Genomic DNA, 25,734 nt, shown 5'->3' on the forward strand with positions numbered 1-25,734 from the left:
TCGGGACAACAGCCCTGCCCATCCCCATATTATGTAAAAAGCACGATAGAGGACGAGCGCTCATGCCAAAAGATGTTGTGCTCAGCGATGTCGATGTTTGGGAAAGCTCCATCACCACATGGCTGCGGGCCAATGTGGCCGAGGACCCGGCCCACGACGTCGACCATCTTCTTCGCGTCTGGCGCACCGCCAAGGCCCTGGCCGCGGCGGAAGCCGAACGGGACGGCGGGCCGCCGCCTGACATGCTCGTCGTGCTGGCCGCAGCGTTGCTCCACGACATCGTGAACGTGCCGAAGGACCATCCGGACCGCAGCCGCGCCTCCCGCCTGTCGGCGGAGCGGGCGGAGGAGGTTCTGCGCGGCATGGGCTTCCCCGACGCGCTGATCCCCGCCACCCGCCACGCCATCGAGGCGCACAGCTATTCCGCCGGCATCCCGCCGCTGACCGTGGAGGCGAAGCTGGTCCAGGACGCCGACCGGCTGGAAAGCCTGGGAGCCATCGGCATCGCCCGCTGCTTCGCCACCTCCGGCCTGATGAAGCGGGCGCTGTTCCACGGCGAGGACCCGATGGCCGAGGGCCGCCCGCTCGACGACCTGCAATACGCGCTGGACCATTTCAAGGCGAAGCTGCTGCTGCTGCCCAACACCATGCAGACCCCGGCGGGCCGGGCGCGGGCGCAGGAACGGGCGGCCTTCCTGCTGTCCTTCCAGGTCCAGCTTCTGGCGGAGATCGCCGGGGACGCCTGACCGCCCCGGCTTCGGCGCCGGAGGATGGTCCGGGGCCGGGGCCGATCCCGTCGCTCACTTGCCGCCGGTAACGTCGAGGAAGGTGCCGGTGATGAAGGACGCCTCGGCGCTTGCCAGCCATAGGATCGCCCGCGCGACCTCTTCGGGCTGACCGCCCCGTCCCATGGGGATCGAGTCCTTGACGCGATCCACCCGTCCCGGCTCGCCACCGCTCGCATGCATGTCCGTGTGGATGTGCCCGGGGCGGATGGCGTTGACGCGGATGCCGTCCCGCGCGACCTCCTTGGCGAAGCCGATGGTGAAGGTTTCGAGGGCACCCTTCGAGGCGGCATAGTCGACATATTCGTTCGGACTGCCGAGCCGGGCCGACGCCGACGAGACGTTGATCACCACGCCGCCCCGCCCGTTGTGGCGATGGGACATGCGCTTGGCCGCCTGCTGCGCGCAGAGGATCGGGCCGATCGCGTTGACCGCGAAGATGCGCTGCATCCGCTCGAAGCCGAGATCCTCGGTCCTGGACTGCCGGGCCAGCACCGCGGCGTTGTTGACCAGAACGTCGATCCGGCCGAACTCCCGGTCGATCGCGTCGAACAGCCGGGCGACCTGCGCCGGATCCGCGCTGTCGGCGCGTACGGGCAAGGCGCGGCGCCCCAGAGCCTCCACATCCGCCGCCACGGCACGGGCGGCGGATTCGTTGGCGACGAAGCTGATCGCGACATCGTAGCCCCGTGCGGCGGCAAGCCTTGCGGTCGCCGCGCCCACGCCACGACTTCCACCCGTTATCAGAATCAGCGGCGCCTGAGGGACGGTGTTCATTTGGAAGACATTTCCTGTGGTGGCGGGATGGTCATGCGGGTTCGGGCGCGGTGGAGGGCCGGCGGACCAGATGAGGCCTCAATGTCAGGACAAGCGGAACGATCAGCGCGGCGGTCGCCGCCGAGGCGAGCACGCCGATCGTCTGGGTGCTGTGATCGGCAATCGCGCCGTAGAGGATCGGCGCCAAGCCCCCGGAACCGATGACGCTCGTGTAGAAGACCGCGAAGGCCCGGCCGGTATCGCCGTCGGAAAGCTCCGGCACGGCGCCGTAGAGCACCGACGAGGTGCCGTTGAGCACGATTCCGAGCAGCGGCAGCAGGACCAGCGTCGGCGTCAGCGACGTGAGCAGGGTCGCCGCGATCAGCACGGCGGTGGCGGCCTCGGTCACCATGACGCTGCCGACGACACCCAGCCGCTCCCCGAGCCGGCTGCACGTCGCCTTTCCGAACGCACCGCCGACGAACAGAAGGGCGAGGGCCAGACCGACCGTCGCCGTGTCCCCGCCCTGCCCATGGATGAGGAAGGGCAGAAAGAGCAGATAGCCCATGCGGGTCGCCGTATCGAGCGCGCCGATCACCGTCAGGATGCCGAAGCCGCCGCGGCCCCGGCCGGAGGCCGCCCCCGTCGTGGCAGTCCTGGCAATGGGAGTCGCCGGCGCCAGCGGCACCAAGGCGACCGACAGGGCAAGCCCAAGCGCCGCCATCAGACCCAGCACCGGCTGCCAGGCGAGGAGCGGCAGCAGCACCGCGGTGAGCGCCGGCAACGCGGCCTTTCCGAGATCGCCCGAGAAGTTGTAGATGCCGAGCGGATGCCGCGATGCCGCGCCGTAGCTGGCGGTGACGAGCATCGAGCCGCAGGGGTGCTGGATGCTCGATCCGATGCCGGCCACGGCGAGGCCGACGCAAAGACCCGCGAAGCCGAACGGCGCCGCCATGATCAGCAAGCCCGTCGACGCGAGGGCGGTCGACAGGATCAGCGCCGCCCGCGGCGACAGGCCGCGCAGCGCCCGGTCGGCCGGGATCTGCAATCCTCCCATCGTTCCGTAATAGAGAGCGCGGACGATGGCCAGAGCCGCGTAGGAAAGACCGAACTCCGCCTGCCACACCGGCAGGAAGGCGTAGAGAGCGTCGGTGTACCCGTCATGCAGCGCGTGGGCGAGGCAGGCGCCAGCCAAGTTTTTCTTTTTCCGAGTCCACCGATCTCCCGATTTCATCTTTGATCGATTCCTCGAAGACGCAACAGAGCTTGCCCGGCTGGGACAATCTCAAGGGCATGGTATACGCGTGAGGTTTCATCGACTAGTATGCTTTGAATCACGGATACCGTTCCTTTTCCTCACGGATCGCCCATGCGCCGCCTTCCCCCTTTGAACGCCCTGCGCATCTTCGAGGTCGCGGCCCGGACCGGCAGCTATGCCGAAGCCGGAGCCGAACTCGGCCTCACCCATGGCGCGGTAAGCCGGCAGATCGCGGCGCTGGAAAGCTGGCTCGGGCAGAGGCTCTTCATGAAGGACGGGCGCCGCATGGTCGCGACGCCGATGGCGAGAGTCTTCGCCGCCGAGGTCGGTCTATCCTTCGATCGCCTGGCTGTCGCGGCGGAAGCGTGTGGCCGGCCCAACGCGCGCCGCATCTTGCGTGTCAGCGCCCCGACCAGCTTCGCGATGCGCTGGCTGATCCCGCGCCTCAACCGGTACCACGCCGACCATCCGCACGTCGAAGTCGCGGTCACGACGGTCTCGACCGTGCTCGAGGAGCTGCGCGGCGGCGTCGACGTGGCGATCCGGCGCGGCGTTGCCCGGGAGCATGTGTGGCCGCAGCATCGCGTCGTCCCGGTGCTGGATGATGTGGACACGCTGATCATGAGCCCGGCGCTGTTCGCGCAACGGCCGATCCTGAAGCCCGCCGACATCGAGGGGCATACGCTGCTGGCAAGCGAAACCCGTGCCGGCGATTGGGCGAACTGGCTTGAGGCGGCAGGGCTCGAACACCTTGCCGGGCATTCCCGCCAGACATTCGACCACTTTTTCGTGACCCGCCAGGCGGTGGAAGACGGGCTTGGCATTGGGATCGGTCCGTTGCCGATGCTGGAGATCGACGTTGCCAACGGAAGGCTGATGACACCGCTGCCGGACATCCGGGTGCCGAGGACGGGGTACGTCGCGCTCATTCCCCGTCGGGCCGATGCCGGAAAACTGGCCGGAAACTTGGTTGCCGGCTTCGTCGACTGGCTTGTCGGAGAGGCGCGGGGAGCGCGGTAGCGGACCCGTTCGTGGGCGGAGTTCGGAAAAGCTGCTAAATCCGTTGGACGAAACGAAAAAGGACCGCTCCGGAGGAGTCGGTCCTTTTTTCCGGCCCGGATGGGCGGGCCACCGCGTCGTGGGGCCGGATGGCCCAGGCGCCGGTCATTCGCGCATCAGCGTCGGCAGGTCGAGCGTCGAAGTGCCGGCCGCCGGGGCAAAGGTGCCGGACGACACGGCTTGGTATACGATATACAACGGAGTGGCCGAGAACCAAGCGCCGGCGAATTCCGTAACACCCTTGGCGATGGTCGTCAGAAGGCCGTCGTGGTGGGTGTGATGGGCGGAAGCGTAAGCCATGATGTGTCTCCTCTTTGCTGGTAGGGCTATTGTGCCGTGGTATACCCGATACCAGAAGCGCTATGCCCGCAGAGCAGCAAGACCGAAAAATTACAGCTTCCTCAAGCGTTTAGGGACGAAACAGTCGGCCGCGCCAACCAAAAAAATGGATACTCCGGTATGACTCCTGCCCCATGATTGCGTATGTGTTTGCTGGGGAATCGCGTATTCTCCGGTCATTACCCCTGGAGATAATCTGGAGAGCCGTCTGTGCCGGTGCATGAGTGGCCGCAGATCGTGCGCGCGTTGCGAAGGCTGCACGGCCTGACCGCCGCGCAGTTCGCCGTTATGCTGGCCACCACCGAGGAAACCGTCGCCCGCTGGGAATCCGGCGCCATCTTGCCCGACCCGCGGGAGCAAGCGCTGTTGCGCGATGTGCTGACCGGCCATTTCCGCCACCACCCCACCTTCCTCGGCCTGAAGGCGATGGTGCGGAGCATGGGCGAGAAATGCACCCTCTACACGCCCGGACTGATCGCGCAGGCGGTGTCCCCGCCGCTGGCCCGCTGGATCGAGCGGCACCGTTTCGACATCATCGGCTCCTCCCTGCTGCCGCGGATCGACGGTCAAACCGCCGAGATGATGGAGCGCTACGCCCTGCCCATGCTGGAGGGGAGCAGCGACATCCTGTCGGTCACCTACAACGACCGGGCCGTGGCCTGCCGCAACGCCGTCATCAACCGGCGGCTGAGCGTCGTGCCGGTGGACGGCGTGCGCGTCCTCGTGCTGGTCGACCGGGTGCTCTATCTGGACGACGGCCGGGACATGCCGGACCCGGATCTCCACATGCTCACCGCCGACGAGTTGGTCGACGACTGACCGCCCCTCCGAAGGTCCGGCTTGCCCCCGGCGGCGTTGTCTGCTCCATGGACGCCGATACGGAGGGGAGCCAAAGCCTTGAGCACAGGATTGATCGCGTTGCTGGACGATGTGGCCGGGTTGGCGAAAGTCGCCGCCGCCTCGCTGGACGATGCCGCCGGACAGGCGGCGCGGGCGGGGGCCAAGGCCGCCGGGGTGGTGGTGGACGACGCCGCGGTGACGCCGCGCTACATGGTCGGCTTCACCGCCGACCGTGAACTGCCGATCATCGGCAAGATCGCGCTGGGCTCGCTGAAGAACAAGCTGGTGTTCCTGCTGCCCCTGGCGCTGGCGCTCAGCCTCGTCGCGCCCTGGGCGATCACGCCGCTGCTGATGCTGGGCGGCGGCTTTCTCTGCTACGAAGGTGCGGAGAAGGTCTGGGAGGCACTGCGCCCCCACGCGGCGCATCACGACGCGGAGGGACCAGGCGCCGCGGGGCAGGACGCCGCGCAGTTCGAGCGGGAGAAGGTCAACAGCGCCATCAAGACCGACCTGATCCTGTCGGCGGAGATCATGGCCATCGTCCTGTCCACGGTCGCCGCCGAAACCTCGTCCTTCTGGATGCAGGCCGCCGTTCTCGCGATCGTCGGGGTGGGCATCACCGGCCTCGTCTACGGCGCGGTGGCGCTGATCGTGAAAGCGGACGACGTGGGCCTGTCGCTGGCGCAGAACGGGCGCCCGGCGACAAGCCTCCTAGGGCTGCGCACCCCCTCCCCCGGTGCGCCCGGCGGGGCCGACCGGGCGCTCGCCCCGGTCACCCAGGCGGTCGGGCGCGGGCTGGTCAAGGGAATGCCGGTCTTCCTGAAACTGCTCGCCCTGGTCGGCACCGCCGCCATGCTGTGGGTCGGCGGCGGCATCGTCATCCATGGGCTGGAAAGCTTCGGCCTGACCGCGATCGGGCACGCGATCCACGGTGCCGCCGTGGCGGCGGGCGAGGCCGTGCCGGCGGCGAAGGCCGCGGTGGAATGGCTGGTCGGAGCGGCGGGGGCCGGGGTGTTCGGGCTGCTGCTGGGCGCCCTGCTGATCCCCCTGGTGCACAAGGTGATCGAGCCGCTCTGGGGCATGGTGAGGGGCAAATAGAGCGTCTGGAAGCGCGAAGGGGCGGCCCTGCCCGGACCGCCCCTTGGCGTTTGCCCTTCACACGCGGCCCTGCCCCGTTTCCACAATGACAAGGACGCTCCATGGACGGGGCTTGGTGTGCCCGGACCGGCCGTGGGTCCGCCGAGAGATCGGAGCGCCATATATTAGTATATCAGCGCCCCGCCCCGAGGCAAGTCCCCCCTTGCCCTCACATCAGGCCTCACATCAGCATGTTCGGCAGGAACAGAACCAGCCCCGGCCACAGCGCCAGCACGGCGACCAGGGCGATGACCGTGCCGACGAAGGGCAGCGATTCGACGATGTACTCCTCGACCGGGCAGTCGAGCAGGCTGCACACCGTGTACATCGCCACACCCACCGGCGGCGTCATCGAGCCCAGCGTGACGATGGTCATCATCAGGATGCCGAAATGCACCGGATCGACGCCCAGCGGCGTGACGATGGGCAGGAAGATCGGCGTCAGCAGCAGGACCAGCACCGTGCTTTCCACGAACAGCCCGGCGATGAACAGGAAGATCAGGATCAGCGTGACCACCAGCAGCGGGTTGGTGGTGAGCTGGGTCATCGCCTCGGCGATGGTCTGGGGCGCCTGCTCGAAGATGATGGCGTAGCCGACCATGCCCGAGAACAGGATAATGAGCATGATCAGGCCGGTGTCCACCACCGCCTCCTGAAGCGCCTCGGCCACCGCGGCCCAGGTCAGCTCCCGGTGCAGCAGGAAACCGACGACGGCGGCGTAGACGACGGCGAAGGCGCCGACCTCCGACGGGGTGAACAGGCCGCCGCGGATGGCGAACAGCAGAGCCACCGGGAACAGCAGCGCCCATTTCGCGTCGGCCATCGCCCGCCACACGGCGCGCAGGGTCGGCCGCTCCGCCATTTCCGGACGGTAGCCGCGCCGCTTGGAAATCAGCCAGACGGTCAGCATCAGGCCGGCCATCATCAGCAGACCCGGAAGGACGCCGGCCAGGAACAGCCGCCCGATCGACACGTTGCCGACGAAGCCGTAGAGGATCAGACCCAGGCTGGGCGGGATCGTCGCGGTGATCAGCGAGCCGACCGCGATGGTCGCCGAGGTGAAGCCCTTCGAATAGCCGCGGGCGATCAGGCTGGGGCCGAGGATGCGCGCCTCCATCGCCGCGTCGGCGACCGCCGAGCCGGAGACGCCGCCCATCAGCGTGGACAGCACGATGCAGACCTGCGCCAGCCCGCCGGACATCCAGGAGACCAGCACGTTGGAGCAGTTGATCAGGCGGCTGGTGATGCCCGTCCGGTTCATCATGTGACCGGCCAGCACGAAGAAGGGCACGGCCAGCAGCGGGAAGCTCTGCGAGGCTGAGGCGACCTGCTGCACACCGATGGACATCGGAATGATGTCGTTGGTGGCGAAGAAGGAGAAGCCGGCGATGCCGATGGCGAAGGCGATGGGAAGCCCGAAGGCCATCAGTGCGAAGAAGGTGACGGCAAGAAGGGTCACGGCACGACCTCCTCGATCTCGCCAGCCTTGGGGGCTGGCGCGAAGACCGGTTTGGGGTGGCTGCGCAGCCCGCGCAGGGTGTCCAGGATCTGTCCGGTCAGCGTGATGGCGAGCAGCAGGCAGCCCACCGGCACCGCCGATGTCACGAAGGCGTAGCTGATGCCGCTGTCGCCGAACTGGCGCTCCAGGTTCAGCATGGTCAGCCGGTAGCCCATCACCGTCATGGTGACGAGGAAGGCGAGGACCAGCACGCCCAGCACGACGTCCAGCACGGCGCGGGTGGAATTGGGCAGGCGCTTGACCAGATAATCGATGCCGATGTGGGCGCGCTTGCGCAGCGCCATGTCGGCGCCGAGGAAGGCGACCCAGACGAACAGGAGCTGCGCCACGTCCACCGACCAGACCAGGGGATGGCCGAACCAGCGCATGACGCCGGCGGCGAAGACGAGCAGAACGATGGCGGCGAGGAGAAGCATCGCCAGGACGGCTTCCCCCTTGTGAAACAAGGACGACATGATGGCGGTCCCTTGATGGCCGCGGAAGGTGGCGGCGGACGGCGTTGATTTTGAGAGGTGCTTGCCCCCACCCCGGCCCTCCCCCGCTGTCGCAGGGGAGGGAGAACTGTCCCCTCCACCTCGTAGAGGGGGGTCAGGGAGGAGGCAAGGTCAGCGCAAACCGATCCCCGCGTCAGTTCTGCAGCAGCTTCTCCACTTCCTTATGGAGTTCGGCGTAGCCCAGCTTCTCGTAGACCGGCGCGGTGGCCTTGCGGAACGGGGTCACGTCGATCTCCTCGATCGTCATGCCCTTGTCCTTCATCTGCTTCTCGAAATCGGCGAGCGACGCCTGGGTGGCGCGCGACGCGCTGTCGCCGGCCTTCAGCGCCTCTTCCTTCAGGATCGTCTGCTGCTCCGCCGGCAGCTTGTCGAACCAGGCGGCGCTGGTGACGATGCCGGTGATCAGGTTGATGTGGCCGGTCTTGGTGACGTGGTTGGTCACTTCGTACAGGCGGGAACCGAAGCTGGCCGGATGCTGGGCCTCGACGCCGTCGATCACCTTCTGCTGCAAGCCGGTGTAGACCTCCGACCAGCCCATCGGGGTCGGGGTGGCGCCCATGGCGCGGATGGTCTCCATCCACACCGGAGCGCCCGGCGTGCGCATGCGGATGCCGGCGAGGTCTTCCGGCCCCTTCACCGACTTGTTGGTCAGCAGGTGCCGCTCGCCCTGCCACCAGTTGAAGGACAGCACCTGATGGCCCGACGCCTTGCGCAGCTTGTCCGACCACTGGTCGAACATCGGCGAGGTTACGACCTTGCGGATGCCGTCGTAGCCCTGGGCGAGGTACGGGCCGCCCAGAACGCCGAATTCCTTCACGAAGACCGCGAGTCGCCCGCCGTCCACGACGACCGCCACGCCAGCCCCGGCGCGGGCCTGCTCCAGGACGTCCTCGTCCTTGCCGAGCTGCGAGCCGGGGAACAGGCGGACGGCCATCTTGCCGCCGGACCGCGCCTCGACGTTTTTCTTGAACTCCTCCAGCCCCTTGTAGAGCGGGTCCTGCTGGGCCAGCGCCGTGTTGACGCTGAGCGTGTAGTCGGCGGCCAGCGCGCCGCCGGCGACGGTGGCCAGCGCAAAGCCGAGGGCGGCCACGCGCCAGCTGCGGGTGATGATGCTCATGTTTCCTCCCTTTGAGGACAACGCCTCTTGCACGGAGGCGATTGTTCGATACGCGACTGGTATGGTAGTATACAAGAATGGTGTTGTCCATGGGCTTGCGAACGGTGCAGGATGAATCCGCCGCACAGGATCGTCCGGGCGGGCACCGGCGGGACAGACAGAAAAAAGAAGGGATTGGGGGGAGCATGTTGAGGAGGATCGAGCCGGATTCGACGGAGCCCGTGGCGCGCCGCGTCTTCCGGGAACTGCGCCACGCCATCGTGACGATGCAGTTCCAGCCCGGCCAGCCGCTGTCCGAGCAGGAGGTCGCGGGGCAGTTGGGCGTCAGCCGCCAGCCGGTGCGCGAGGCCTTCATCAAGCTGAGCGAATCCGGGCTGGTGGTCATCCGCCCGCAGCGCGGCACCTTCGTCGTCAAGATCTCGGCCAAGCAGGTGATGGACGCCCGCTTCGTCCGCGAAGCGGTGGAACTGGCCGTGGCCCGCAAGGCCGGCGAGGGCTTGCCGCCCCGCGCCGTAGCGGAGCTGGAGGCCAACCTGAAGGCGCAACGGGAGGCCGCCACGAGCACCAACCCGGCGTCCTTCCTGGAGTTGGATGAAGCCTTCCACCGCACCATCGCGCTGGGTGTCGATTGCGAATACGCGTGGCGGGTGGTGGAGGAGACCAAGGCCCAGATGGACCGCGTTCGCTACCTCAGCCTGCCGCAGGCGACCCCGCTGGACCGGCTGATCGCCCAGCACGAGCAGATCGTCGAGGGCATCCGCGCCCGCTGTCCCGACGCCGCCGAGGCCGCCATGCGCGTGCATCTGCGCGAGATCCTGAATTCCCTTCCCGAACTGGCCCAGCGCTTCCCCGACCTGTTCGACAGCGAGTCCGCCCCCGCCGAACCGATCGCCGAATCCGCATGAATGCTTAATCCGCATGAGCGCTGGATGCGGCTTGCGCGGTTCGTCTTCGAAGCGCGCGGCGCGTACAACGGCTCAACACGAAAACGGGGTTCGCCCCGCCGCCCGCCAAAGCCGAATAGCCGAAAAAAACAAAGGGGCACGGCCCTGTCCGGCGCCGCGCCCCTTGTTCGTCAACCCGTCGAGCGGGAACTAGAACTGGCTCTCCGCAACCTTCTTGACCAGGAAGTCGCGGAAGACCGCGATGCGCTTGGAATGGCGCAACTCCTCCGGATAGACGAAGAAGGCGTCCACCTTCGACCCGGACTGATCCGGCAGAACCCGCAAGACATCGTTCAGGCCGGTCACCAGATAGTCGGGCAGCGAGCCGATGCCCAGCCCGCTCTCGACGGCGCGGAAGATCGCGTACAGGTTGTTGACCTGAAGGACGGTCCGGTCGCGGGCCACCGCATCGGTCACCAGATCGCGCAGCCAATGGGTGTTGGCGAAGGGCGGGCGCAATTCCTGCGGATAGGTCACCAGATCGTGGGAGGCGAGATCCGCCACCGTCTGCGGCTCACCCTTGCGGTCCAGGTAGCGGCGGTGCGCGTAGAGGTGCGAGCGGAAGGTCATCAGATGCCGCTGGATCAGGTCCGGCTGGCGTGGCGGGCTGACGCGAATCGCCACGTCAGCCTCGCGCATGCCCAGATCCAGCTCCGTGTCGGTGATCAGCAGGGTGAGCTGGATGTCCGGGTAGAGCGCCAGGAACTCCCCGATGCGCGGGGTCAGCCATGTCGAGCCGAAGGCCGCCGTGGCCGTCACCTTCAGCGGTCCCTTGGCGGCGTCCTTGCTCTCGCTCAGCATCGCCTGGGTCATCGACAGCTTCGCGAAGATGTCGCGCGCCGCGTGGTTCAGCAACTCGCCCTGCTCGGTCAGAATCAGGCCGCGGGCATGCCGGTGGAACAGCGGAACGCCGAGGCTGTCCTCCAGCGCGCTGATCTGCCGGCTGACCGCCGATTGGCTGAGGTTGAGGGCCTCGCCGGCGTGGGTGAAGCTGCCGGCCTCGGCCACAGCGTGGAACACCCGCAACTTGTCCCAGTCCATCATCCCGTCCTGCTTCCCGATGCCTTTGTCTGTTGGTCTGGGTCTGTCAGCGGGAAAATTCGCCGCGCGACCCTGTTCCAATACTGTTTATGGCAAAACGCGGCCCAGGTCTTCCATCGCGAACGTCAGAGTAAGACGCCGTGGACATTAGACGTCTAATTTTTTGCCCACCTCACTCCGCCAGATGGCTCAGCGGCAGAGCCGTGCGGTAGCGCACCTGCTTCAGGGCAAAACTGGACCGGATGTTGGCAACTCCGGAAATCCGCGTCAGGTGCTCCTTCAGAAAGCGCTCATAGCTGGCGAGGTCGGGGACCACCACGCGCAGCAGGTAATCGGCGTCGCCGGTCATCAGATAGCATTCCATCACCTCCGGCAGCGCCATCACCGCGGCCTCGAAGGCGTCGATCCGCTCCTCCACTTGGCGTTCCAGACTGACGCTGACGAAGACGTTCACCGGCAGATCGACCGCGGCGGGATCGACGAGGGCGACGTGGCGGGTGATGACGCCGGCCTCCTCCAGCGCCTTGACCCGGCGCAGGCAGGGGGACGGCGACAGGCCGACGCGCTCCGCCACTTCGTTGTTGGGCATCCGCCCGTCCTGCTGGAGCAGGGCCAGGATCTTCCGGTCGATCCGATCGAGTTTGATTTTTGGCATCCTATGCCGCCTGAGCCAGTTCAGCGCAATCAGATGCTAAACCGGCGGCGTTTCCAGCGCCACTTTGCAAACTCCTGCCGCGGCACAAATGATAGGCTTCACCGATCATCGACCGCCGTTCCGTCAAGAGAGGCACCAACATGGACGCGACCGTTCCGAACCACGCCGACCTCGCCCGCCTGCGCGAGCTGGAGCGCAAGGTTCTCTGGCTCGCGTCCTGGACGATCCACAACGCCAACCACGTCCGCCCCAACCAGGACGGGCTGAAGATCGGCGGGCATCAGGCATCCTCGGCCTCGCTGGCGACGATCATGACGGCGCTCTATTTCCAGGCGCTGCGCCCCGAGGACCGGGTGGCGGTGAAGCCGCATGCCAGCCCGATCTTCCACGCCATCCAGTATCTGCTGGGCAACCAGACGCGCGGGAATCTGGAGAATTTCCGCGGCTTCAAGGGCGCCCAGTCCTACCCTTCGCGGACCAAGGACGTGGACGACGTGGACTTCTCCACCGGCTCGGTCGGGCTGGGGGTGGCGCAGACTCTCTTCGCCTCGCTGGTCCAGGACTATGTGAAGGCCAAGGGCTGGGCGAAGGGCCTCCCCGAAGGGCGCATGGTGTCGCTGGTCGGCGACGCCGAGATGGACGAGGGCAACATCTTCGAAGCCCTTCAGGAAGGTTGGAAGCACGGGCTGCGCAACACCTGGTGGATCGTCGACTACAACCGCCAGAGCCTCGACGCGGTGATCCGCGAGGGGCTTTGGGAGCGACTGGAGAACATCTTCCGCGCCTTCGGCTGGGACGTGGTGATCCTGAAATACGGCGCCCTGATGCAGGCGGCCTTTCAGGAGGAGGGCGGCGAGCGCCTGCGCGACTGGATCGACCGCTGCCCGAACCAGCTCTACTGCGCGCTGACCTACCAGGGCGGCGCGGCGTGGCGGAAGCGGCTGCTCGACGATCTGGGCGACCAGGGGCCGGTGACCCGCCTGATCGAACGCCGCAACGACGAGGAGCTGGCCCTTCTGATGGGCAATCTCGGCGGCCACGACCTGCTCTCGCTGCTCGACGCCTTCGCCCAGGCGCGCACGCACGACCGGCCGGTCTGCTTCATCGCCTACACGATCAAGGGCGCCGGCCTTCCGCTGGCCGGGCACAAGGACAACCATTCCGGCCTGATGACCCCGGCGCAGATGGAGGCGTTCCGCGCCGCCAACGCCGTTCGTCCGGGCCACGAGTGGGACCGTTTCGAAGGGCTGAGCCTGCCGGAGGCGGAGCTGGACGCCTTCCTGAAGCGGGTGCCCTTCGCGGCCAAGGGGCGGCGCCGCCATGGCGCCGCGGCGGTTCCAGTGCCGGCGGCCCTGGCCGCGCCGGCGCAGAAGGCGCTGTCCACCCAGGCGGCCTTCGGCCTGATCCTGAACGAGCTGGGGCGCGAGAAGACGGAGCTGGCGGAGCGCATCGTGACGACCGCGCCGGACGTGACGGTGTCCACCAACCTCGGCGCCTGGGTGAACCGCCGCGGCCTGTTCGCCAAGAGCGCCCTGGCCGACCTGTTCAAGAAGGAGCGCATTCCCTCCACCTACACATGGGATTTCTCCCCCGACGGTCAGCATTTCGAGCTGGGCATCGCCGAGTCCAACCTGTTCATCCTGCTGTCGGCGCTGGGCCTGTCCCATTCCCTGTTCGGGGAGCGGTTGCTGCCCATCGGCACCGTCTATGACCCCTTCGTGATGCGGGCGGCGGACCAGATGAACTACGCCTGCTATCAGGACGCGCGGTTCCTGCTGGTGGCGACCCCGTCCGGCGTGACGCTGGCCCCGGAGGGCGGGGCGCACCAGTCCATCGCCACGCCGCTGGTCGGCATGGCCCAGGACGGGCTGGCCTGCTTCGAGCCGGCCTTCGCCGACGAGCTGGCCGTCACCATGCGCTGGGCCTTCGACTACATGCAGCGGGAGGGCGAGGGCGAGCCGGACGAGCGAAACTGGCTGCGCGACGAGACCGGCGGCTCGGTCTATCTGCGCCTGTCCTCCCGCGTGCTGGAGCAGCCGGTCCGGACCATGGACGCGGAGTTGGAGAGCGGCATCGTCCAGGGCGCCTACTGGCTGCGCCGTCCCGGCCCGAACGCCCAGGTGGTGGTCGCCTACAGCGGCGTGGTGGCGCCGGAGGCCATCGAGGCGGTGGGGATGCTCGGCGAGGACCGCCGCGACGTCGGGCTGCTGGCCGTCACCTCCGCCGACCGGCTGCACGCCGGCTGGAGCGCGGCGCAACGGGCGCGCGAACGCGGCAAGCCCCACGCGCGCTCCCACGTCGAACGGCTGCTGGAGGGGGTGCCGTCCCACTGCGCGCTGGTGACGGTGCAGGACGGGCACCCGGCGGGGCTTGGCTGGCTGGGCTCGGTCCACGGCCACCGCACGCGGGCGCTCGGGGTCGAGCATTTCGGCCAGACCGGCACCATCGCCGACCTCTACCGCCATCACGGCATCGACGCCCAGGCCATCGTCCGCGCGGCGGAGGCGCTGTCGCCCGGCCGCCCGGTCCGTTACTTGACGGCGGTGTAGGCTGGATGATCCATCAGGGCGGGGATGGGGCGGCCGGTTTGGCGGCTGCACCGCGTGGAGAGCCTTTATGCTTCCAAGCGCATCTTCACGGGCTGAGGGAAATGGCCGGCATCCATGACCGGTAAGTCGCTACCGGCCATCCCCCTCAATCTTGCCGACAGCTTGGCGGGTCTTCAACAGCAAGACGAGACTGCTGGCTGCCGAAAGCACCGAACCGCCAAGCAGAGCAAGCCGTGGCCATAGCTCTCCATGGCCAATGAACACAACCGCCACACCGCTCAGCGCCAAAAAGACACAAATTACGAAGAAAAACCAAATAGCGTTCCGCCCGGATCCGTAAACAAAATCGCGCCAAATGTCGGAAAACGTCATGCGCTCATCTGAAATTTCATTTTTTCGTACAGGGTAATATCCAATGAAAAACATAGAAATCGTTACTGCTGACATTAAAAGCAACTTAATTACAATCGATAAGTCGAACTTTAGTATCAAAACCGGCGCAGGAGAGAAAATTATAACCGTCCACAATATGACTGACTTTAATTTACTTTCTTCTTTCTCGCTCATCAGGATGCGCCCGCGCCCGAATACCCCGAATGGGTAGTATATCCGTTGTCCAGTGACGCTCGTTTTAAATACCCTCTCGACCATATTACCCATTGAGATGCCCCATCCCATCGCATTAAGGACAGTCGATGGTAGCGCAACCTTGTGTAACGGAGAAATATGAAAGAGCGACGTCCATGATTGATATTTTTATGGATACTCTTTTTCGATTCTTTAGCCAACTGGTTGAAACGCGATCAAGCCGTGGCATGGTTCGCTGTCGCTTGGCGATGGCGCCTTCAGGCGCACGGTGACGCCTCTCGCCCAGAATCACCACATATGAATCGCATCCACATCGGTCACAGCGCGAGGCGAGGTCGGGATGAGCTGGTCGATCCCCATCGGCACCGTGAAGGGCACGGTGATCCGCATCCACATCACCTTCTTCCTGTTCCTTCTGTGGATCGGCGCCGCCTACCACGCGCAGGGCGGCTGGCCGGCCGCGCTGGAGGGGGTGGTCTTCCTCTCGCTGCTGTTCCTCTGCGTGCTGCTGCACGAGTTCGGCCATGTCTTCGCCGCCCGACGCTACGGCGTCCGCACGCCGGACATCACCCTGCTGCCCATCGGCGGGGTGGCCCGCCTGGAGCGGTTGCCGGAAAAGCCGTCGCAGGAGTTGGTGGTGGCGCTGGCCGGACCGGCGGTCAATCTGGTGATCGCGGCCCTGCTCTACGCGGCACTCGGCGGCTTCGTGCCGGCAGAAGCAGCGGAGGTGCGGAACGCCGGCATCGACGTGCTGTCCCGGCTGGCCGTGGTGAACCTGTTCCTCGCCCTGTTCAACCTGATCCCGGCCTTCCCCATGGACGGCGGGCGCGTGCTGCGGGCGGTGCTGGCGAGCCGCATGGGCTATGTCCGCGGCACCCAGGTGGCGGCCTCGGTCGGGCAGGCGGTGGCCATCGGGCTGGGGCTGCTCGGTCTGTTCGGCAACCCGATGCTGCTGTTCATCGCGCTGTTCGTCTATCTGGGCGCCTCGTCGGAGGCGCACGCGGTGCAGATGCGCGAGATCACCCACGGCGTGGTCGTGTCCGACGCCATGGTCACCCGCTTCGAGACTTTGCCGCCCTCCGGCGTGCTGGAGGACGCGGTGCAATGCCTGATCCGCACGACCCAGCACGAGTTTCCTGTGGTGGACGGGGCCGGCACGCTGCGCGGCGTGCTGACCCGCGACGACCTGATCCGCGCCCTGCGCGACCGCGGCCCGGACACGCCGGTGCTGGAGGTGATGCGCCCCGACATCCCCGTGATCCACCGGCACGGCAAGCTGGAGGAGGCCCTGCGGCTGATGCAGGAGAAGAGCCTGCCCGCGGTCGGCGTCGATGACGGGAATGGGCGGCTGGTCGGGCTGGTGACTCCGGAAAATGTGGGGGAGATGATGATGGTCCAGGCCGCCAAACACGCCCTTCGCCGCTGACCGCCTCCCTCTTCCGTTGCACGGCCTCTCCCTTCGGGAACAAGCGGTGGCCAGGGTCATTGTGCTAGGACAGCGGATGCCCCCACAGCGGAAGGGAGGATGACATGGCGATGCGCTCCACGCGCCGGGCGGCGCTGGCCCTGGCCGGATTCGCCGGGATGACCGCCGCCATGGCGGGGCGGAAGGCCGGGGCGGACCAGCCCGGCGTCCACCGCGTCGCCATCCAGGTCAGCAGCAATGACCCGGCGCTGATGAACATGGCGCTGAACAACGTCAAGAACATCATCGAATATTACAAGACCATCGGCGAGACGGTGGAGGTCGAGCTGGTCACCTTCGGCCCTGGCCTGCACATGCTGCGCGCCGACCGCTCGCCCGTGAAGGATCGGCTGGCGTCGCTGAAGGGCAGCCTGCCGACCCTGACCTATTCCGCCTGCGAGAACACCCGCAACGGCATGATCCGCGTCGAGCAAGGCGAGGTCCCGATGGTGCCGGAAGCCAAGCTCGTCCCCTCCGGCGTCGTCCGCCTGATGCAGCTTCAGGAAGAGGGCTGGTCCTACCTCCGCCCATAACGGGCGCTCTACTCCGCCTCCATGTCCTTCAGCAGGGCGGCGGTCACCGCTCCCACGGTCCCGGCGCCGATGGCCTGCCCGTCGACGCGCAGCAGCGGGCGCAGGCCCAGGCTGTTGGTCAGGAAGGCTTCCCCGGCCCCCAGCAGATCGGCAACGGAAACCGGCGCCTCCCCGGCGTCGCCCCGTTCCAGGATCAGCGCGCGGCGGATGCCCGGCAGGGCGCCCTCGGCGACCGGCGGGGTCAGCAGACGCCCGTCCCGGACGATGAACAGGTTCGCCACGCTGGACTCGGCAAGGCGGCCCGCGCCGTTGAGCAAGAGCGCCTCCCCCGCGCCGCGCGCCGCCGCTTCCTGCCGGGCGAGGATGGAATCCAGATAGTTCAGCGACTTCACGCGCGACAGCGGCGAATGCTCGTTGCGCCGGGTGATCCGGGCGATGACCGCCTCCACCGGGCCGGCGGGCGGCGGAGCGGGGGCCAGCGTCATCAGCAGGGTCGGCACGGCGTCCGCCGGCGGCAGCACGCCGCGCGCTCCGGTGCCCCGCGTCAGCGTGATCCGCAGCACACCATCCGAACGGCCCTGCGCCGCGATCAGCTCGGCGCTAGCGTCGGCCAGCGCCGCCGCGTCCTGGGGGAGCGGCAGGCCGAGCAGCGCCGCGCTGCCCGTCAGCCGTGCGAGATGCCGGTCGAGATGCCGGGCGGCACCGCCGGCCACCCGGATCGTCTCGAACAGCCCGTCACCCAGCGTGAAACCACGGTCCGCCGGGTCGATCCGCGCCGCCTCCGCCGGCAGCAGGCGCCCGTTCAGCCAGACGACGTTCATGTTGACGCCTCACCGAGCGCGCGGAGCTGGGCGCGGATCTTGACCATCATTTCCTCATGCTCGTCCGCCGGGTCGGAATCGGCGACGATGCCGCCGCCGGCCTGGGCGATCACCGTATCCGGCGTGATCGACAGGGTGCGGATGACGATGCTGCTGTCCATCGCGCCATCGAAGCCGAGCCAGGCGACGGAGCCGCAATAGGCGCCACGCCGCGCCACCTCCAGCTCGTCGATGATCTGCATGGCGCGGATCTTGGGCGCCCCGGTGATCGAGCCGCCGGGCAGCGCCGCCCGCAGCAGGTCCACCGCCCCCAGGCCGGGCCGCAGCCGCGCCGTGACCACCGAGACGAGGTGATGCACGCTGGCGAAGCTCTCCAGCCCGTAGAGCGTCGGCACCCGGACGCTGCCCACCCGCGACACCCGGCCGAGGTCGTTGCGCAGCAGGTCGGTGATCATCAGGTTTTCCGCCCGGTCCTTGACGCTGGCCACCAGCTCCGCGGCGGCGGCGGCGTCCGTGGCGGGGTCGGCGTAGCGCGGGCGGGTGCCCTTGATCGGGCGCGTCTCCACCTCCCCCGCAGCGCTCAGGCGGATGAAGCGCTCCGGCGAGGCGCTGGCGATGCGCAGGCGCGGGCCGCAGTCGAGATAGGCGGCGAAGGGCGCCGGGCTGATCGCGCGCAGCCGGCGGTACAACGCGTAGGGGTCCAGCCCGTCGCGCCGCTCGGCCAGGAAGCGCTGTGTGAAGTTGGCCTGATAGATGTCGCCGGCCCGGATGTACTCCAGCACCCGCTCCACCCGCTCCAGATAGTCGTCGCGGTCCAACTCGCTCCGCCAGGGGGCCGCCGGAACGGGGCCGGGGGGGGACGCCCCGCCGGCCTCCAGCCGGGCGGCCAGGGCGCGGGCGCGGCCCTCCGCCTCCGGGCGGGCGGCGATCACCCAGGCGCGGCGCTCGGCATGGTCGAAGGCGGCCACTGCATCGTAGAGGCCGAAGGCCATCTCCGGCTGGCCGCCGGGGTTGGCGTGGCGCGCGTGGATGCGTTCCAGCCGCAGCCCCGCCTCGTAACCGATGAAGCCGACCGCCCCGCCGCAGAAAGGCGCCGGTCCTGGCGGCCCCTCGGGCCGGGCGTGGCGCGCCAACTCCTCCGCCAGCACGGCGAAGGGGTCGCCCTCCACCGGTCGGCCGTCGAGATGCGCCCGCCCGTCCAGCGACTCCAGGGTGCGGAACGGCTCGGCGGCGATGTAGCTGTAGCGGCCATGGGCGGGGTGCGGGGCGGCGCTGTCGAGCAGCATCGACCAGGGCTGTCCGGACAGGGCGCGGAAGGCCTCCGCCGGATCGGCGCATGACAAGGGGATCGCCAGCATAACGGCGGAGCTTCCTCTAAGACCAGCCTTACATGAGAATGGTGGCGCCGCCGTCCACCACCAACACATGTCCGTTGACGTAGGACGCGGCGGAAGAGGCCAGGAACACCGCGGCCCCGGCGATCTCCTCCGGGCGGCCCCAGCGGCCGATCGGGGTGCGTCCCTCGAAATAGGCGGACAGGGCCGGGTTGCCGGTGATGCCGGCGTTGGTCTCCGTCGCGAAGAAGCCCGGCGCGATGGCGTTGCTGGTCAGGCCCTTTCCGCCATACTCGGCGGCGAGCGCCCGCACCATGCCGGCCAGCCCGGCCTTGGCGGCAGCGTAGACCGCGTCGTTGGCGCGGGCGATCTGCCCGGAGATGGAGGTCACCGTGATCAGCCGCCCGAAGCCCTGGGGCAGCATCAGCCGCGCCGCCTCCCGCGCCAGGATCAGCCCGGCGGCCAGATCGACGTTGAGCAGCTCGCTGATTTCCTCGTCCGCGAAGTCGGTCAGCGGCTTGCGGTTGCGCTGCCCGACATTCTGGACCAGCACGTCCAGCCGCCCATGGTCCCGCGCGATCCGCGCGAAGGCGTCCCGCACCGCATCGCGGTCGGCCACGTCGAAGGCCAACACCGAGACGCGCCCGCCGGCCGCGGCAATGGCCTCGGCCAACGGCTCCAGCCGTGCGGCGTCGCGCCCGTTCAGCAGCACATGGGCGCCGGAGCCGGCCATGGCGCGGGCGATTTCCAGACCCAGCCCGCGCCCGGACCCGGTGACCAGCGCCACCCGGCCTTCCAGCGAGAACTGCGACAGATAGGGAAGATGCGGGGCGGTCATGGTCACCGATGCGGAGGGCGTGAACGGTTCTGCAGGTTTAGCAGATGCTCCGCCGAATGGCACCCCATCCGACATTCGGCGTCAGGCGCGGGGAAGCAGTTCCACCGTTTCCGCGATGGTCCAACCGTCCGTCCGCACCAGCCGCCCGATGCGCCCGTACAGCGAGTCGCTGGCGGACACCCGCCCCTCCGCGGCCCAGACTTCGGAGGCCGGCGCGGTCAGCAGGCCCAGCACCTCCACTGAAAAGGCAACGCCGTTGCGCGCCAGCAGGCGCCCGAAGGGCTCCGTCCCCTCCTGGAGCTGTTCGGCAAAGGCCGCGGGAAAGCCGTCGAGCGCGATGCGGATGCTCGCCAATTCCACCGGCAGCGCGTCCGGCCCGACGGTCAGCACGATGTCGCGCAGCAGCGCTGTCCCGTCCGGCTCCGTCCGCTGGCGCAGCACCCGCACGCCCACCGGCTCGCTCCACCGCTCCGACAGGACGGCGGTCATGCCGCGGTCATGGTCGAGCAGAGCCCGGTAGGGCGCCGGGACCGCGGCGGCAGGCAGCGTGGACAGCCCCCATGCCCCGCCCCCCCATCCCACCGTCAGAGCCCGCGCGCGCGCCAGGACGGAACCGGACTCGTTCACGGAGGAACAGCCGGCGGCGGAGGCGGACGAAAAGGAAGGCTTCATTCGGAATCGCGGTTCTGCGGAAGGGCTTGGCCGCTCCCGGAGAGGGAAGGGCCACGGGCCGGCATTCTAGGAACAGCGCCCCGCCAACCGCAATGCCGAAGGCGCACATCGCAGGGTCGTGCCACTCGCTTGACCCCACAATGAAAAGGGGCGCCGACCGCAGCCCTGTCCCGCGCCGGCGGCCTCTTGCGCTTCACGGACGTTGCATTAGATCACGCTGATAAAGACGCCCGTCCTGGAGGGAAGCCGCGCCATGTCCGACCTTCTGCACGTCGCCTGCCCAAGCTGCGACACCCTGAACCGCCTACCGCGCGCACGCCTGGCCCAGCCCGGCGCCGGCAAATGCGGCCGCTGCGGCCAGCCTCTGTTCCAGGGCAAACCCATCGCGCTCACCGCCGCCCGCTTCACCGCCCAGGCGGAGCGCAGCGACCTGCCGCTGCTCATCGACTTCTGGGCGGAGTGGTGCGGGCCGTGCCGGATGATGGCGCCGGTCTTCGAGCAGGCCGCCGGCCAGTTGGAACCCCATGTCCGCCTCGCCAAGGTCGACACCGAGGCTGCCCCCGATCTGGCCGCCCGCTTCGGCGTGCGCAGCATTCCGACCCTCGTCCTGGTCCACCATGGGCGAGAGGTGGCGCGCACCGCCGGGGCGATGCCGCTGCCCGCCCTGCTCGGCTGGGTGCGGCAGGTGATGGCGGCCGTTTGACGGCTACTCGGCTTCGATCAGCAGCCGGGTCAGGTCGGAGACGGAGGCGACCTCCAGCTTGTCCATGACGTTGTGGCGGTGCACCTCCACCGTCTTCAGGCTGAGGTTGATCTCCGCGGCGATGACCTTGTTCGGCTTGCCCTGCACCACCAGACCGGCGACCTGCCGCTCCCGCGGGGTCAGGCGGGCCAGCAGGGCGCGGACATGGGCCTTGCGCGCCTGCGCCTCCCACGCCCGCCGGGACGTCTCCAGCGCCTCGTGAACCCGGTCGAGGAGGAGCTGGTCGTTGAAGGGCTTCTCGATGAAGTCCACCGCCCCGGCGCGGAAGGCGCGGGCGGCCATCGGCACGTCGCCGTGGCCGGTGATGACCACCACGGCCAGGACGGAGCCGGCGCGGGCCAGCGTGTCCTGCAGCTCCAGCCCGCTCATCCCCGGCATCCGCACGTCGGTGACGAGGCAGCCGGGCCGGTCGGCGCGGACGGCGCGCAGGAACTCCTCGCCGGAACTGAAGGACTCCACCGCCACACCCAGCGAGCCGATCAGCCAGCCCAGCGAATGGCGCATCGCCGGATCGTCGTCCACCACGTAGACGGTGCGGGCCGCGTCAGCCTGCATTGACCTTCTCCTCCGCTGCGGGCAGGACGAAGCGCACGATGGTGCCCCCGCCCGGATGGTCGGTGGCCCAGAGATGGCCGCCATGGCTTTCCACGATGGTCCGGCAGATCGACAGGCCCAACCCCATGCCGCCGGGCTTGGTGGTGAAGAAGGGGTCGAACAGGCGCGCCCGCGCGTCCTCCGACAGCCCATGCCCGCGGTCGGCCACGGCGATCTCCACCCGCCCGTCCGCGTCCAGGCCGGTGCGCACGGTGACGCCGCGCCCCTCCCCCGCCCCGCCGTCCTCCCCATCATCCATGGCGTCCAGCGCGTTCTTGACCAAGTTCAGGACGACCTGCTCGATCTGCACCCGGTCGGCCAGGACCGGCGGCAGGCCGGAGGTCAGTTCGCGGATGACCGGGATGTTGCCGCTGCGCGCCCGGCCCTCGCAGAGTTGCAGCGCCGCTTCCACCGCGCCGTTGACGTCGGCCGGCTCCAACTGGGAGGCGCGCTTGCGCACGAAGTCACGGATGCGGGCGATGATCTGCCCGGCGCGGTCGGCCTGGGCGGCGATGGCGCGGGAGGCCTCGGCGAACTCCGCGGCGCTGCCCACCCCGGCCTCCAGCCGCCGCGTGCAGCCGCGGGCGTAGTTGGCGATGGCGCCCAGCGGCTGGTTCAGCTCATGCGCGATGTTGCTGGCCATTTCGCCCAGGATGGAGAGGCGGGCGACATGGTCCATCTCCTTCTGCCGTTCCCGCGCGGTGTCCTCGGCGCGGCGGCGCTCGGCCATCTCGCGGCGCAGCTCGCGGTTGGCGGCGCGCAGCTCGGCGGTGCGCACCTTGATGAGGTGCTCGACCCGCAGCGAATGGACCGCCCACCACAGCAGAGCCAGCGCCGCCAGCGCCAGCCAGTGCCAATTCTCCCGCGCGAGGTCGAGAAGGGTGACGTCGCGCAGATGCTCGTAGGGACCGATGCGCAGGCTGCGGAACAAGCCATGGACCGGCTGGTAGTCCATCGGCACCGTCCAGCCCTCGTAGCCGCCGGCCAGCGCCGCCGGATGGCCGTCGGGCATCTGGAACAGCGCGACCACCACCGCCTTTGCCAGATCCTCCGGCGTTTTGGCCAGCCGGGCGAGCGGCCAGTCGGGGTAGAGGCCGGTGGACAGGGCGCAGCCGAACCCCGGCTCCGTCCGGGCGCCGACGATCTGGAACTGTCCACGGTCGAGGTGGCCCTCCTGCGCCAGCTCCTCCAGCACGCAGGCGCGCAGCACGCCGGCGTCGACCTCGCTGTCGCGCACGGCGAAGGCGACGCGGTCCACGGGGAAACCGGAGAAGCGCAGTTCCTTCAAGTCGGCGTAGGGATCGACCCCGGCCGTCAGCAGCGCCCCCCAGGCGACCTGGAAGCCGCCGAAGGCATCGGGGTCCACCGCCATTACGGTCTTGCCCTTGAGGTCGGCGAGGCTGCGGATGTCGTTGCGCCCCGCCCGGACGATCAGAGCGGACCCCACCGCCGCCCCCGACGCGCCGGAGCGCGAGGAATGGAGCGTGGCGATGCGGGTGACGCCGTGGCGGGCCTCCAACTCCACGTAATTGCCGGTGTTGGTCAGCACGAAATCGACACTGCCAGCGGCCACCGCCGCGTCCATGCCCGGCAGGTCGAGCGGCACCATCTCCGCCCCGCGCTTCGGAAAGCGGTCCGCCAGATAGCGGACGGTCGGTTCCCAGACGGCGTTGGCATGGTCGCCGCCGCGGTAGGCCAGCACACCGACGCGGATCGGCGGCTCCTCCGCCTGGGCCGGGGCCACCGCCAGAATCGTCGCGGCGAGAATCCCGGCCAGCGCGAGCGTCAGGCGAACCGGTCGGGGCGTGAGGGGCATGGCTTCCTTCGGGCGGGGCCGGTGAACGGGAAAAGGCGCGGGGAAGGCAGCTTCCCACGCGCCGCATACACCCGTGCCCGGCCACATTCAATCCGTATGGCTCCTTATCCGTCCAGCGTGGCCGGCGCGTCCGGCTGCACGCGCGTCAGGCCCAGCAGTTTCAGCGCGTAGCGTTCATAGACCGGCTCGCCGATGCCCTTGCGCACCTTGCGCAGGAAATAGCGCTCGAAGCCGACCTTGGCGAGATGGACCCAGCGCCCGTGCGACGACCAGTTGACATTGCGCGGCGGGATCTGCGGCATGGCGACGAAGGCGACTCCGCTGTCCCCGAAATCGGCGAGGCAGAGCGCGTTCCAGGTCGCCTCCTCCGTCGGTTCCTTGCCGTCCAGGATGGTGCGGATGTTGTGGGCGGCGGCGGTCACCATGGTCTCGATCATGTAGCCGGTCTTTGGAACGCCGACCGGGACCGGCGTCTTCTCCACCGGCGGGATGGCGATGCAGACGCCGACGCCGAAGACGTTGCGGAAGGTCGGGTTGCGCTGGTGGCGGTCGGTCAGCACGAAGCCGCGCGGGTTCACCAGCCCCTCCACACCGCGCAGGGGGGCGATGCCGCGGAAGGCGGGGAGCATCATGGTCAGGCGGCTGCCCACCATGTGCCGCGCCTTGTCCTTGCCGTCCGCGTCGACCTCCGTGACGTGGACCGTGTCGGGCTCGAAGCGGTCGACGCGGGCGTTGGCGATCCATTGGATGTGCCGTTCGCGCAGCGCCGACTCCAGAAGCCCCTTGGTGTCGCCCACCCCGCCCAGCCCGAGATGACCGATGTAGGGCTCCGACGTGATGAAGGTCATCGGCACCTTGTGGCGGATCTTGCGGCGGCGCAGGTCGGCGTCGGCGATCATCGCGAACTCGTAGGCCGGACCGAAGCAGGACGCCCCCTGCACCGCCCCGACGACCAGCGGGCCGGGGTTGCGGCAGAAGTCCTCCCATCGCTGGGCCGCCGCCTCCGCGTGGTCGACGTGGCAGATCGAGACGGTGTTGGCCTGCGGTCCGAAGCCCTCGATCTCGTCGAAGGCCAGTTCGGGGCCGGTGGCGATGACGAGCTGGTCGTAGCTCAGACTGGTCCCGTCGCCAAGGTCGAGCGCGTTATCCTGCGGCCGCAGCGCGCGGCAGCCGGAATGGTTGAAGGCGATGCCCTTGCGGGCGAAGGGTTCGGCCAGCGCGACGGTGATGTCGCCGCGCTTGCGCCAGCCGACCGCCACCCAGGGGTTGGACGGCACAAACTGGAATTGGCTGCTGTTCGAGACGACGGTGATCCGGTCGCCGGACCGCGTCCGATCCTTCAGCTCATAGGCCATCGGTATGCCGCCGATGCCCGCCCCGAGTACGACGATGTGGGCCATATCCGTTTCCTCTCCATGAAGATCCGGGTCTGTTCGGCCGGTTCTCGCGCGCCGGTCCTGGGCCGCCCGGTTGTGTGGGTGTATTGGTCGAAAAGCCCCGCCTTGCCCGGCTCCCCGCCTTACTCGAAGGCCATGCCGGGGCGCAGCCCGATCCGCTTCAGCACGATCGCCAGCGGGCAGAAGCCGGTGAAGGCCGCCTGGAGCAGGTTGGCCCCGACGAGGGCGGTCAGCCACAGCCAGTTCGGGCCGTAAATCTGGGACAGGGCGAGGCTCAGCAGGATCACGATCCCGGCGAAAGCCATGACGATGCGGTCGATGCTCATGAGGCGGCCTCCTTCGAGCCGGATGGACTGCCGGCTGGTCAACGCATTTTATTCGTTGACGCTAATTTAGCAATGACTAAAATATTGAATCAGG

The 25,734-nt window shown here is 68.3% G+C and carries 26 protein-coding genes; 9 read left to right on the top strand and 17 right to left on the bottom strand.

The genetic code is table 11. The features are described from left to right. Window positions 1-62 precede the first annotated feature (62 nt). Window positions 63-746 carry an HD domain-containing protein gene (locus DS837_RS06025; protein ID WP_149163886.1) on the top strand — a complete coding sequence of 228 codons (684 nt, stop codon included), beginning with the start codon at window positions 63-65 and terminating at the stop codon, window positions 744-746. Window positions 747-800: 54 nt separating this feature from the next. On the opposite strand, the gene DS837_RS06030 is transcribed toward DS837_RS06025, so the two are convergent. Beyond that, a complete protein-coding gene (locus DS837_RS06030; RefSeq protein WP_149163887.1) occupies window positions 801-1,562 on the bottom strand; it encodes an SDR family oxidoreductase in 762 nt (253 codons plus the stop codon). A 31-nt stretch (window positions 1,563-1,593) separates the two neighbouring features. Then, window positions 1,594-2,736, bottom strand: coding sequence for an MFS transporter (locus DS837_RS06035; protein WP_247889794.1), 1,143 nt, complete (start codon window positions 2,734-2,736; stop codon window positions 1,594-1,596). 174 nt (window positions 2,737-2,910) lie between these two features. On the opposite strand from DS837_RS06035, the gene DS837_RS06040 reads away from it, so the two are divergent. Then, window positions 2,911-3,819: a LysR substrate-binding domain-containing protein gene (locus DS837_RS06040; protein ID WP_149163889.1), complete on the top strand. Its 909-nt coding sequence runs from the start codon at window positions 2,911-2,913 to the stop codon at window positions 3,817-3,819. Window positions 3,820-3,963: 144 nt separating this feature from the next. On the opposite strand, the gene DS837_RS06045 is transcribed toward DS837_RS06040, so the two are convergent. Continuing rightward, entirely contained in the window at window positions 3,964-4,158 is a 195-nt protein-coding gene (locus tag DS837_RS06045) for a hypothetical protein (RefSeq protein ID WP_149163890.1), read from the bottom strand. A 249-nt stretch (window positions 4,159-4,407) separates the two neighbouring features. Between DS837_RS06045 and DS837_RS06050 the strand changes: the two genes are divergently transcribed. Both DS837_RS06050 and DS837_RS06055 read left to right on the top strand, forming a co-directional pair. Beyond that, entirely contained in the window at window positions 4,408-5,016 is a 609-nt protein-coding gene (locus DS837_RS06050) for a helix-turn-helix domain-containing protein (RefSeq protein ID WP_149163891.1), read from the top strand. 78 nt (window positions 5,017-5,094) lie between these two features. Beyond that, complete coding sequence (locus DS837_RS06055) at window positions 5,095-6,135, top strand: DUF808 domain-containing protein (RefSeq protein ID WP_149163892.1); 1,041 nt, start codon at window positions 5,095-5,097, stop codon at window positions 6,133-6,135. Between the two features lie 220 nt (window positions 6,136-6,355). Here DS837_RS06055 and DS837_RS06060 read toward each other — a convergent pair whose 3' ends face one another. The 3 genes from DS837_RS06060 to DS837_RS06070 all read right to left on the bottom strand — a co-directional run bounded on the left by DS837_RS06060 (window position 6,356) and on the right by DS837_RS06070 (window position 9,304). Next, a complete protein-coding gene (locus tag DS837_RS06060; protein ID WP_149163893.1) occupies window positions 6,356-7,633 on the bottom strand; it encodes a TRAP transporter large permease in 1,278 nt (425 codons plus the stop codon). Further along, the gene (locus DS837_RS06065) at window positions 7,630-8,148 is read right to left on the bottom strand and encodes a TRAP transporter small permease (RefSeq protein WP_149163894.1); all 519 of its coding nucleotides are present in this window, start codon (window positions 8,146-8,148) and stop codon (window positions 7,630-7,632) included. The genes DS837_RS06060 and DS837_RS06065 overlap by 4 nt, the downstream gene beginning before the upstream one ends. Before the next feature lie 172 nt (window positions 8,149-8,320). Next, on the bottom strand, window positions 8,321-9,304 hold the full coding sequence (locus DS837_RS06070; RefSeq protein ID WP_149163895.1) for a C4-dicarboxylate TRAP transporter substrate-binding protein: 984 nt from the start codon (window positions 9,302-9,304) through the stop codon (window positions 8,321-8,323). Window positions 9,305-9,489: 185 nt separating this feature from the next. Between DS837_RS06070 and DS837_RS06075 the strand changes: the two genes are divergently transcribed. Further along, complete coding sequence (locus DS837_RS06075) at window positions 9,490-10,209, top strand: GntR family transcriptional regulator (protein ID WP_149163896.1); 720 nt, start codon at window positions 9,490-9,492, stop codon at window positions 10,207-10,209. A 189-nt stretch (window positions 10,210-10,398) separates the two neighbouring features. Here DS837_RS06075 and DS837_RS06080 read toward each other — a convergent pair whose 3' ends face one another. Together DS837_RS06080 and DS837_RS06085 are read right to left on the bottom strand one after the other, a co-directional pair. Further along, the gene (locus DS837_RS06080) at window positions 10,399-11,289 is read right to left on the bottom strand and encodes a LysR family transcriptional regulator (protein WP_170295761.1); all 891 of its coding nucleotides are present in this window, start codon (window positions 11,287-11,289) and stop codon (window positions 10,399-10,401) included. Between the two features lie 172 nt (window positions 11,290-11,461). Further along, window positions 11,462-11,944 (bottom strand): Lrp/AsnC family transcriptional regulator, encoded by a 483-nt coding sequence (locus DS837_RS06085; RefSeq protein ID WP_149163898.1) that lies wholly within the window; start codon window positions 11,942-11,944, stop codon window positions 11,462-11,464. Between the two features lie 140 nt (window positions 11,945-12,084). Between DS837_RS06085 and DS837_RS06090 the strand changes: the two genes are divergently transcribed. Beyond that, on the top strand, window positions 12,085-14,493 hold the full coding sequence (locus DS837_RS06090; protein ID WP_149163899.1) for a transketolase: 2,409 nt from the start codon (window positions 12,085-12,087) through the stop codon (window positions 14,491-14,493). A 129-nt stretch (window positions 14,494-14,622) separates the two neighbouring features. Here DS837_RS06090 and DS837_RS06095 read toward each other — a convergent pair whose 3' ends face one another. Then, on the bottom strand, window positions 14,623-15,060 hold the full coding sequence (locus DS837_RS06095; RefSeq protein WP_149163900.1) for a hypothetical protein: 438 nt from the start codon (window positions 15,058-15,060) through the stop codon (window positions 14,623-14,625). Window positions 15,061-15,421: 361 nt separating this feature from the next. Between DS837_RS06095 and DS837_RS06100 the strand changes: the two genes are divergently transcribed. Together DS837_RS06100 and DS837_RS06105 are read left to right on the top strand one after the other, a co-directional pair. Further along, window positions 15,422-16,507 carry a site-2 protease family protein gene (locus tag DS837_RS06100; protein WP_149163901.1) on the top strand — a complete coding sequence of 362 codons (1,086 nt, stop codon included), beginning with the start codon at window positions 15,422-15,424 and terminating at the stop codon, window positions 16,505-16,507. Between the two features lie 104 nt (window positions 16,508-16,611). After that, window positions 16,612-17,079 (top strand): DsrE family protein, encoded by a 468-nt coding sequence (locus DS837_RS06105; RefSeq protein ID WP_211102107.1) that lies wholly within the window; start codon window positions 16,612-16,614, stop codon window positions 17,077-17,079. An 8-nt stretch (window positions 17,080-17,087) separates the two neighbouring features. Here the strand turns inward: DS837_RS06105 and DS837_RS06110 are convergent, their stop codons facing one another. The 4 genes from DS837_RS06110 to DS837_RS06125 all read right to left on the bottom strand — a co-directional run bounded on the left by DS837_RS06110 (window position 17,088) and on the right by DS837_RS06125 (window position 20,744). Then, window positions 17,088-17,900 (bottom strand): aminotransferase class IV, encoded by an 813-nt coding sequence (locus tag DS837_RS06110; protein WP_149163902.1) that lies wholly within the window; start codon window positions 17,898-17,900, stop codon window positions 17,088-17,090. Next, window positions 17,897-19,258, bottom strand: a complete 1,362-nt coding sequence (gene pabB / locus DS837_RS06115; protein ID WP_149163903.1) for an aminodeoxychorismate synthase component I — start codon at window positions 19,256-19,258, stop codon at window positions 17,897-17,899. The genes DS837_RS06110 and pabB overlap by 4 nt, the downstream gene beginning before the upstream one ends. A gap of 28 nt (window positions 19,259-19,286) precedes the next feature. Continuing rightward, complete coding sequence (locus DS837_RS06120) at window positions 19,287-20,072, bottom strand: SDR family oxidoreductase (protein WP_149163904.1); 786 nt, start codon at window positions 20,070-20,072, stop codon at window positions 19,287-19,289. 81 nt (window positions 20,073-20,153) lie between these two features. Further along, the gene (locus tag DS837_RS06125; protein ID WP_149163905.1) at window positions 20,154-20,744 is read right to left on the bottom strand and encodes a hypothetical protein; all 591 of its coding nucleotides are present in this window, start codon (window positions 20,742-20,744) and stop codon (window positions 20,154-20,156) included. 253 nt (window positions 20,745-20,997) lie between these two features. On the opposite strand from DS837_RS06125, the gene trxC reads away from it, so the two are divergent. Further along, window positions 20,998-21,447, top strand: coding sequence for a thioredoxin TrxC (gene trxC / locus DS837_RS06130; protein WP_149163906.1), 450 nt, complete (start codon window positions 20,998-21,000; stop codon window positions 21,445-21,447). Window positions 21,448-21,450: 3 nt separating this feature from the next. Here trxC and DS837_RS06135 read toward each other — a convergent pair whose 3' ends face one another. The 4 genes from DS837_RS06135 to DS837_RS06150 form a co-directional block, all read right to left on the bottom strand. After that, window positions 21,451-22,062 (bottom strand): response regulator transcription factor, encoded by a 612-nt coding sequence (locus DS837_RS06135; RefSeq protein WP_149163907.1) that lies wholly within the window; start codon window positions 22,060-22,062, stop codon window positions 21,451-21,453. Further along, a complete protein-coding gene (locus tag DS837_RS06140; protein WP_149163908.1) occupies window positions 22,052-23,917 on the bottom strand; it encodes a sensor histidine kinase in 1,866 nt (621 codons plus the stop codon). Before DS837_RS06140 ends, DS837_RS06135 begins: the two co-directional genes overlap by 11 nt. 104 nt (window positions 23,918-24,021) lie before the next feature. Continuing rightward, window positions 24,022-25,317 carry an NAD(P)/FAD-dependent oxidoreductase gene (locus tag DS837_RS06145; protein WP_149163909.1) on the bottom strand — a complete coding sequence of 432 codons (1,296 nt, stop codon included), beginning with the start codon at window positions 25,315-25,317 and terminating at the stop codon, window positions 24,022-24,024. A 119-nt stretch (window positions 25,318-25,436) separates the two neighbouring features. Continuing rightward, a complete protein-coding gene (locus DS837_RS06150) occupies window positions 25,437-25,640 on the bottom strand; it encodes a YgaP family membrane protein (protein WP_149163910.1) in 204 nt (67 codons plus the stop codon). Window positions 25,641-25,734: the final 94 nt, after the last annotated feature.

Source organism: Azospirillum brasilense, assembly GCF_008365405.1.
Classification (GTDB): domain Bacteria; phylum Pseudomonadota; class Alphaproteobacteria; order Azospirillales; family Azospirillaceae; genus Azospirillum; species Azospirillum brasilense_D.

Coding starts and splice junctions, on each gene's coding strand:
- DS837_RS06095 (WP_149163900.1), bottom strand. CDS start 15,060: ATGAGCGAGAAAGAAGAAAGTAAATTAAAGTCAGTCATATTGTGGACG.
- DS837_RS06080 (WP_170295761.1), bottom strand. CDS start 11,289: ATGGACTGGGACAAGTTGCGGGTGTTCCACGCTGTGGCCGAGGCCGGC.
- DS837_RS06110 (WP_149163902.1), bottom strand. CDS start 17,900: ATGAACGTCGTCTGGCTGAACGGGCGCCTGCTGCCGGCGGAGGCGGCG.
- pabB (WP_149163903.1), bottom strand. CDS start 19,258: ATGCTGGCGATCCCCTTGTCATGCGCCGATCCGGCGGAGGCCTTCCGC.
- DS837_RS06030 (WP_149163887.1), bottom strand. CDS start 1,562: ATGAACACCGTCCCTCAGGCGCCGCTGATTCTGATAACGGGTGGAAGT.
- DS837_RS06100 (WP_149163901.1), top strand. CDS start 15,422: ATGAGCTGGTCGATCCCCATCGGCACCGTGAAGGGCACGGTGATCCGC.
- DS837_RS06090 (WP_149163899.1), top strand. CDS start 12,085: ATGGACGCGACCGTTCCGAACCACGCCGACCTCGCCCGCCTGCGCGAG.
- DS837_RS06070 (WP_149163895.1), bottom strand. CDS start 9,304: ATGAGCATCATCACCCGCAGCTGGCGCGTGGCCGCCCTCGGCTTTGCG.
- DS837_RS06140 (WP_149163908.1), bottom strand. CDS start 23,917: ATGCCCCTCACGCCCCGACCGGTTCGCCTGACGCTCGCGCTGGCCGGG.
- DS837_RS06145 (WP_149163909.1), bottom strand. CDS start 25,317: ATGGCCCACATCGTCGTACTCGGGGCGGGCATCGGCGGCATACCGATG.
- DS837_RS06065 (WP_149163894.1), bottom strand. CDS start 8,148: ATGTCGTCCTTGTTTCACAAGGGGGAAGCCGTCCTGGCGATGCTTCTC.
- DS837_RS06085 (WP_149163898.1), bottom strand. CDS start 11,944: ATGCCAAAAATCAAACTCGATCGGATCGACCGGAAGATCCTGGCCCTG.
- DS837_RS06135 (WP_149163907.1), bottom strand. CDS start 22,062: ATGCAGGCTGACGCGGCCCGCACCGTCTACGTGGTGGACGACGATCCG.
- DS837_RS06045 (WP_149163890.1), bottom strand. CDS start 4,158: ATGGCTTACGCTTCCGCCCATCACACCCACCACGACGGCCTTCTGACG.
- DS837_RS06125 (WP_149163905.1), bottom strand. CDS start 20,744: ATGAAGCCTTCCTTTTCGTCCGCCTCCGCCGCCGGCTGTTCCTCCGTG.
- DS837_RS06025 (WP_149163886.1), top strand. CDS start 63: ATGCCAAAAGATGTTGTGCTCAGCGATGTCGATGTTTGGGAAAGCTCC.
- DS837_RS06075 (WP_149163896.1), top strand. CDS start 9,490: ATGTTGAGGAGGATCGAGCCGGATTCGACGGAGCCCGTGGCGCGCCGC.
- DS837_RS06120 (WP_149163904.1), bottom strand. CDS start 20,072: ATGACCGCCCCGCATCTTCCCTATCTGTCGCAGTTCTCGCTGGAAGGC.
- DS837_RS06150 (WP_149163910.1), bottom strand. CDS start 25,640: ATGAGCATCGACCGCATCGTCATGGCTTTCGCCGGGATCGTGATCCTG.
- DS837_RS06040 (WP_149163889.1), top strand. CDS start 2,911: ATGCGCCGCCTTCCCCCTTTGAACGCCCTGCGCATCTTCGAGGTCGCG.
- trxC (WP_149163906.1), top strand. CDS start 20,998: ATGTCCGACCTTCTGCACGTCGCCTGCCCAAGCTGCGACACCCTGAAC.
- DS837_RS06105 (WP_211102107.1), top strand. CDS start 16,612: ATGGCGATGCGCTCCACGCGCCGGGCGGCGCTGGCCCTGGCCGGATTC.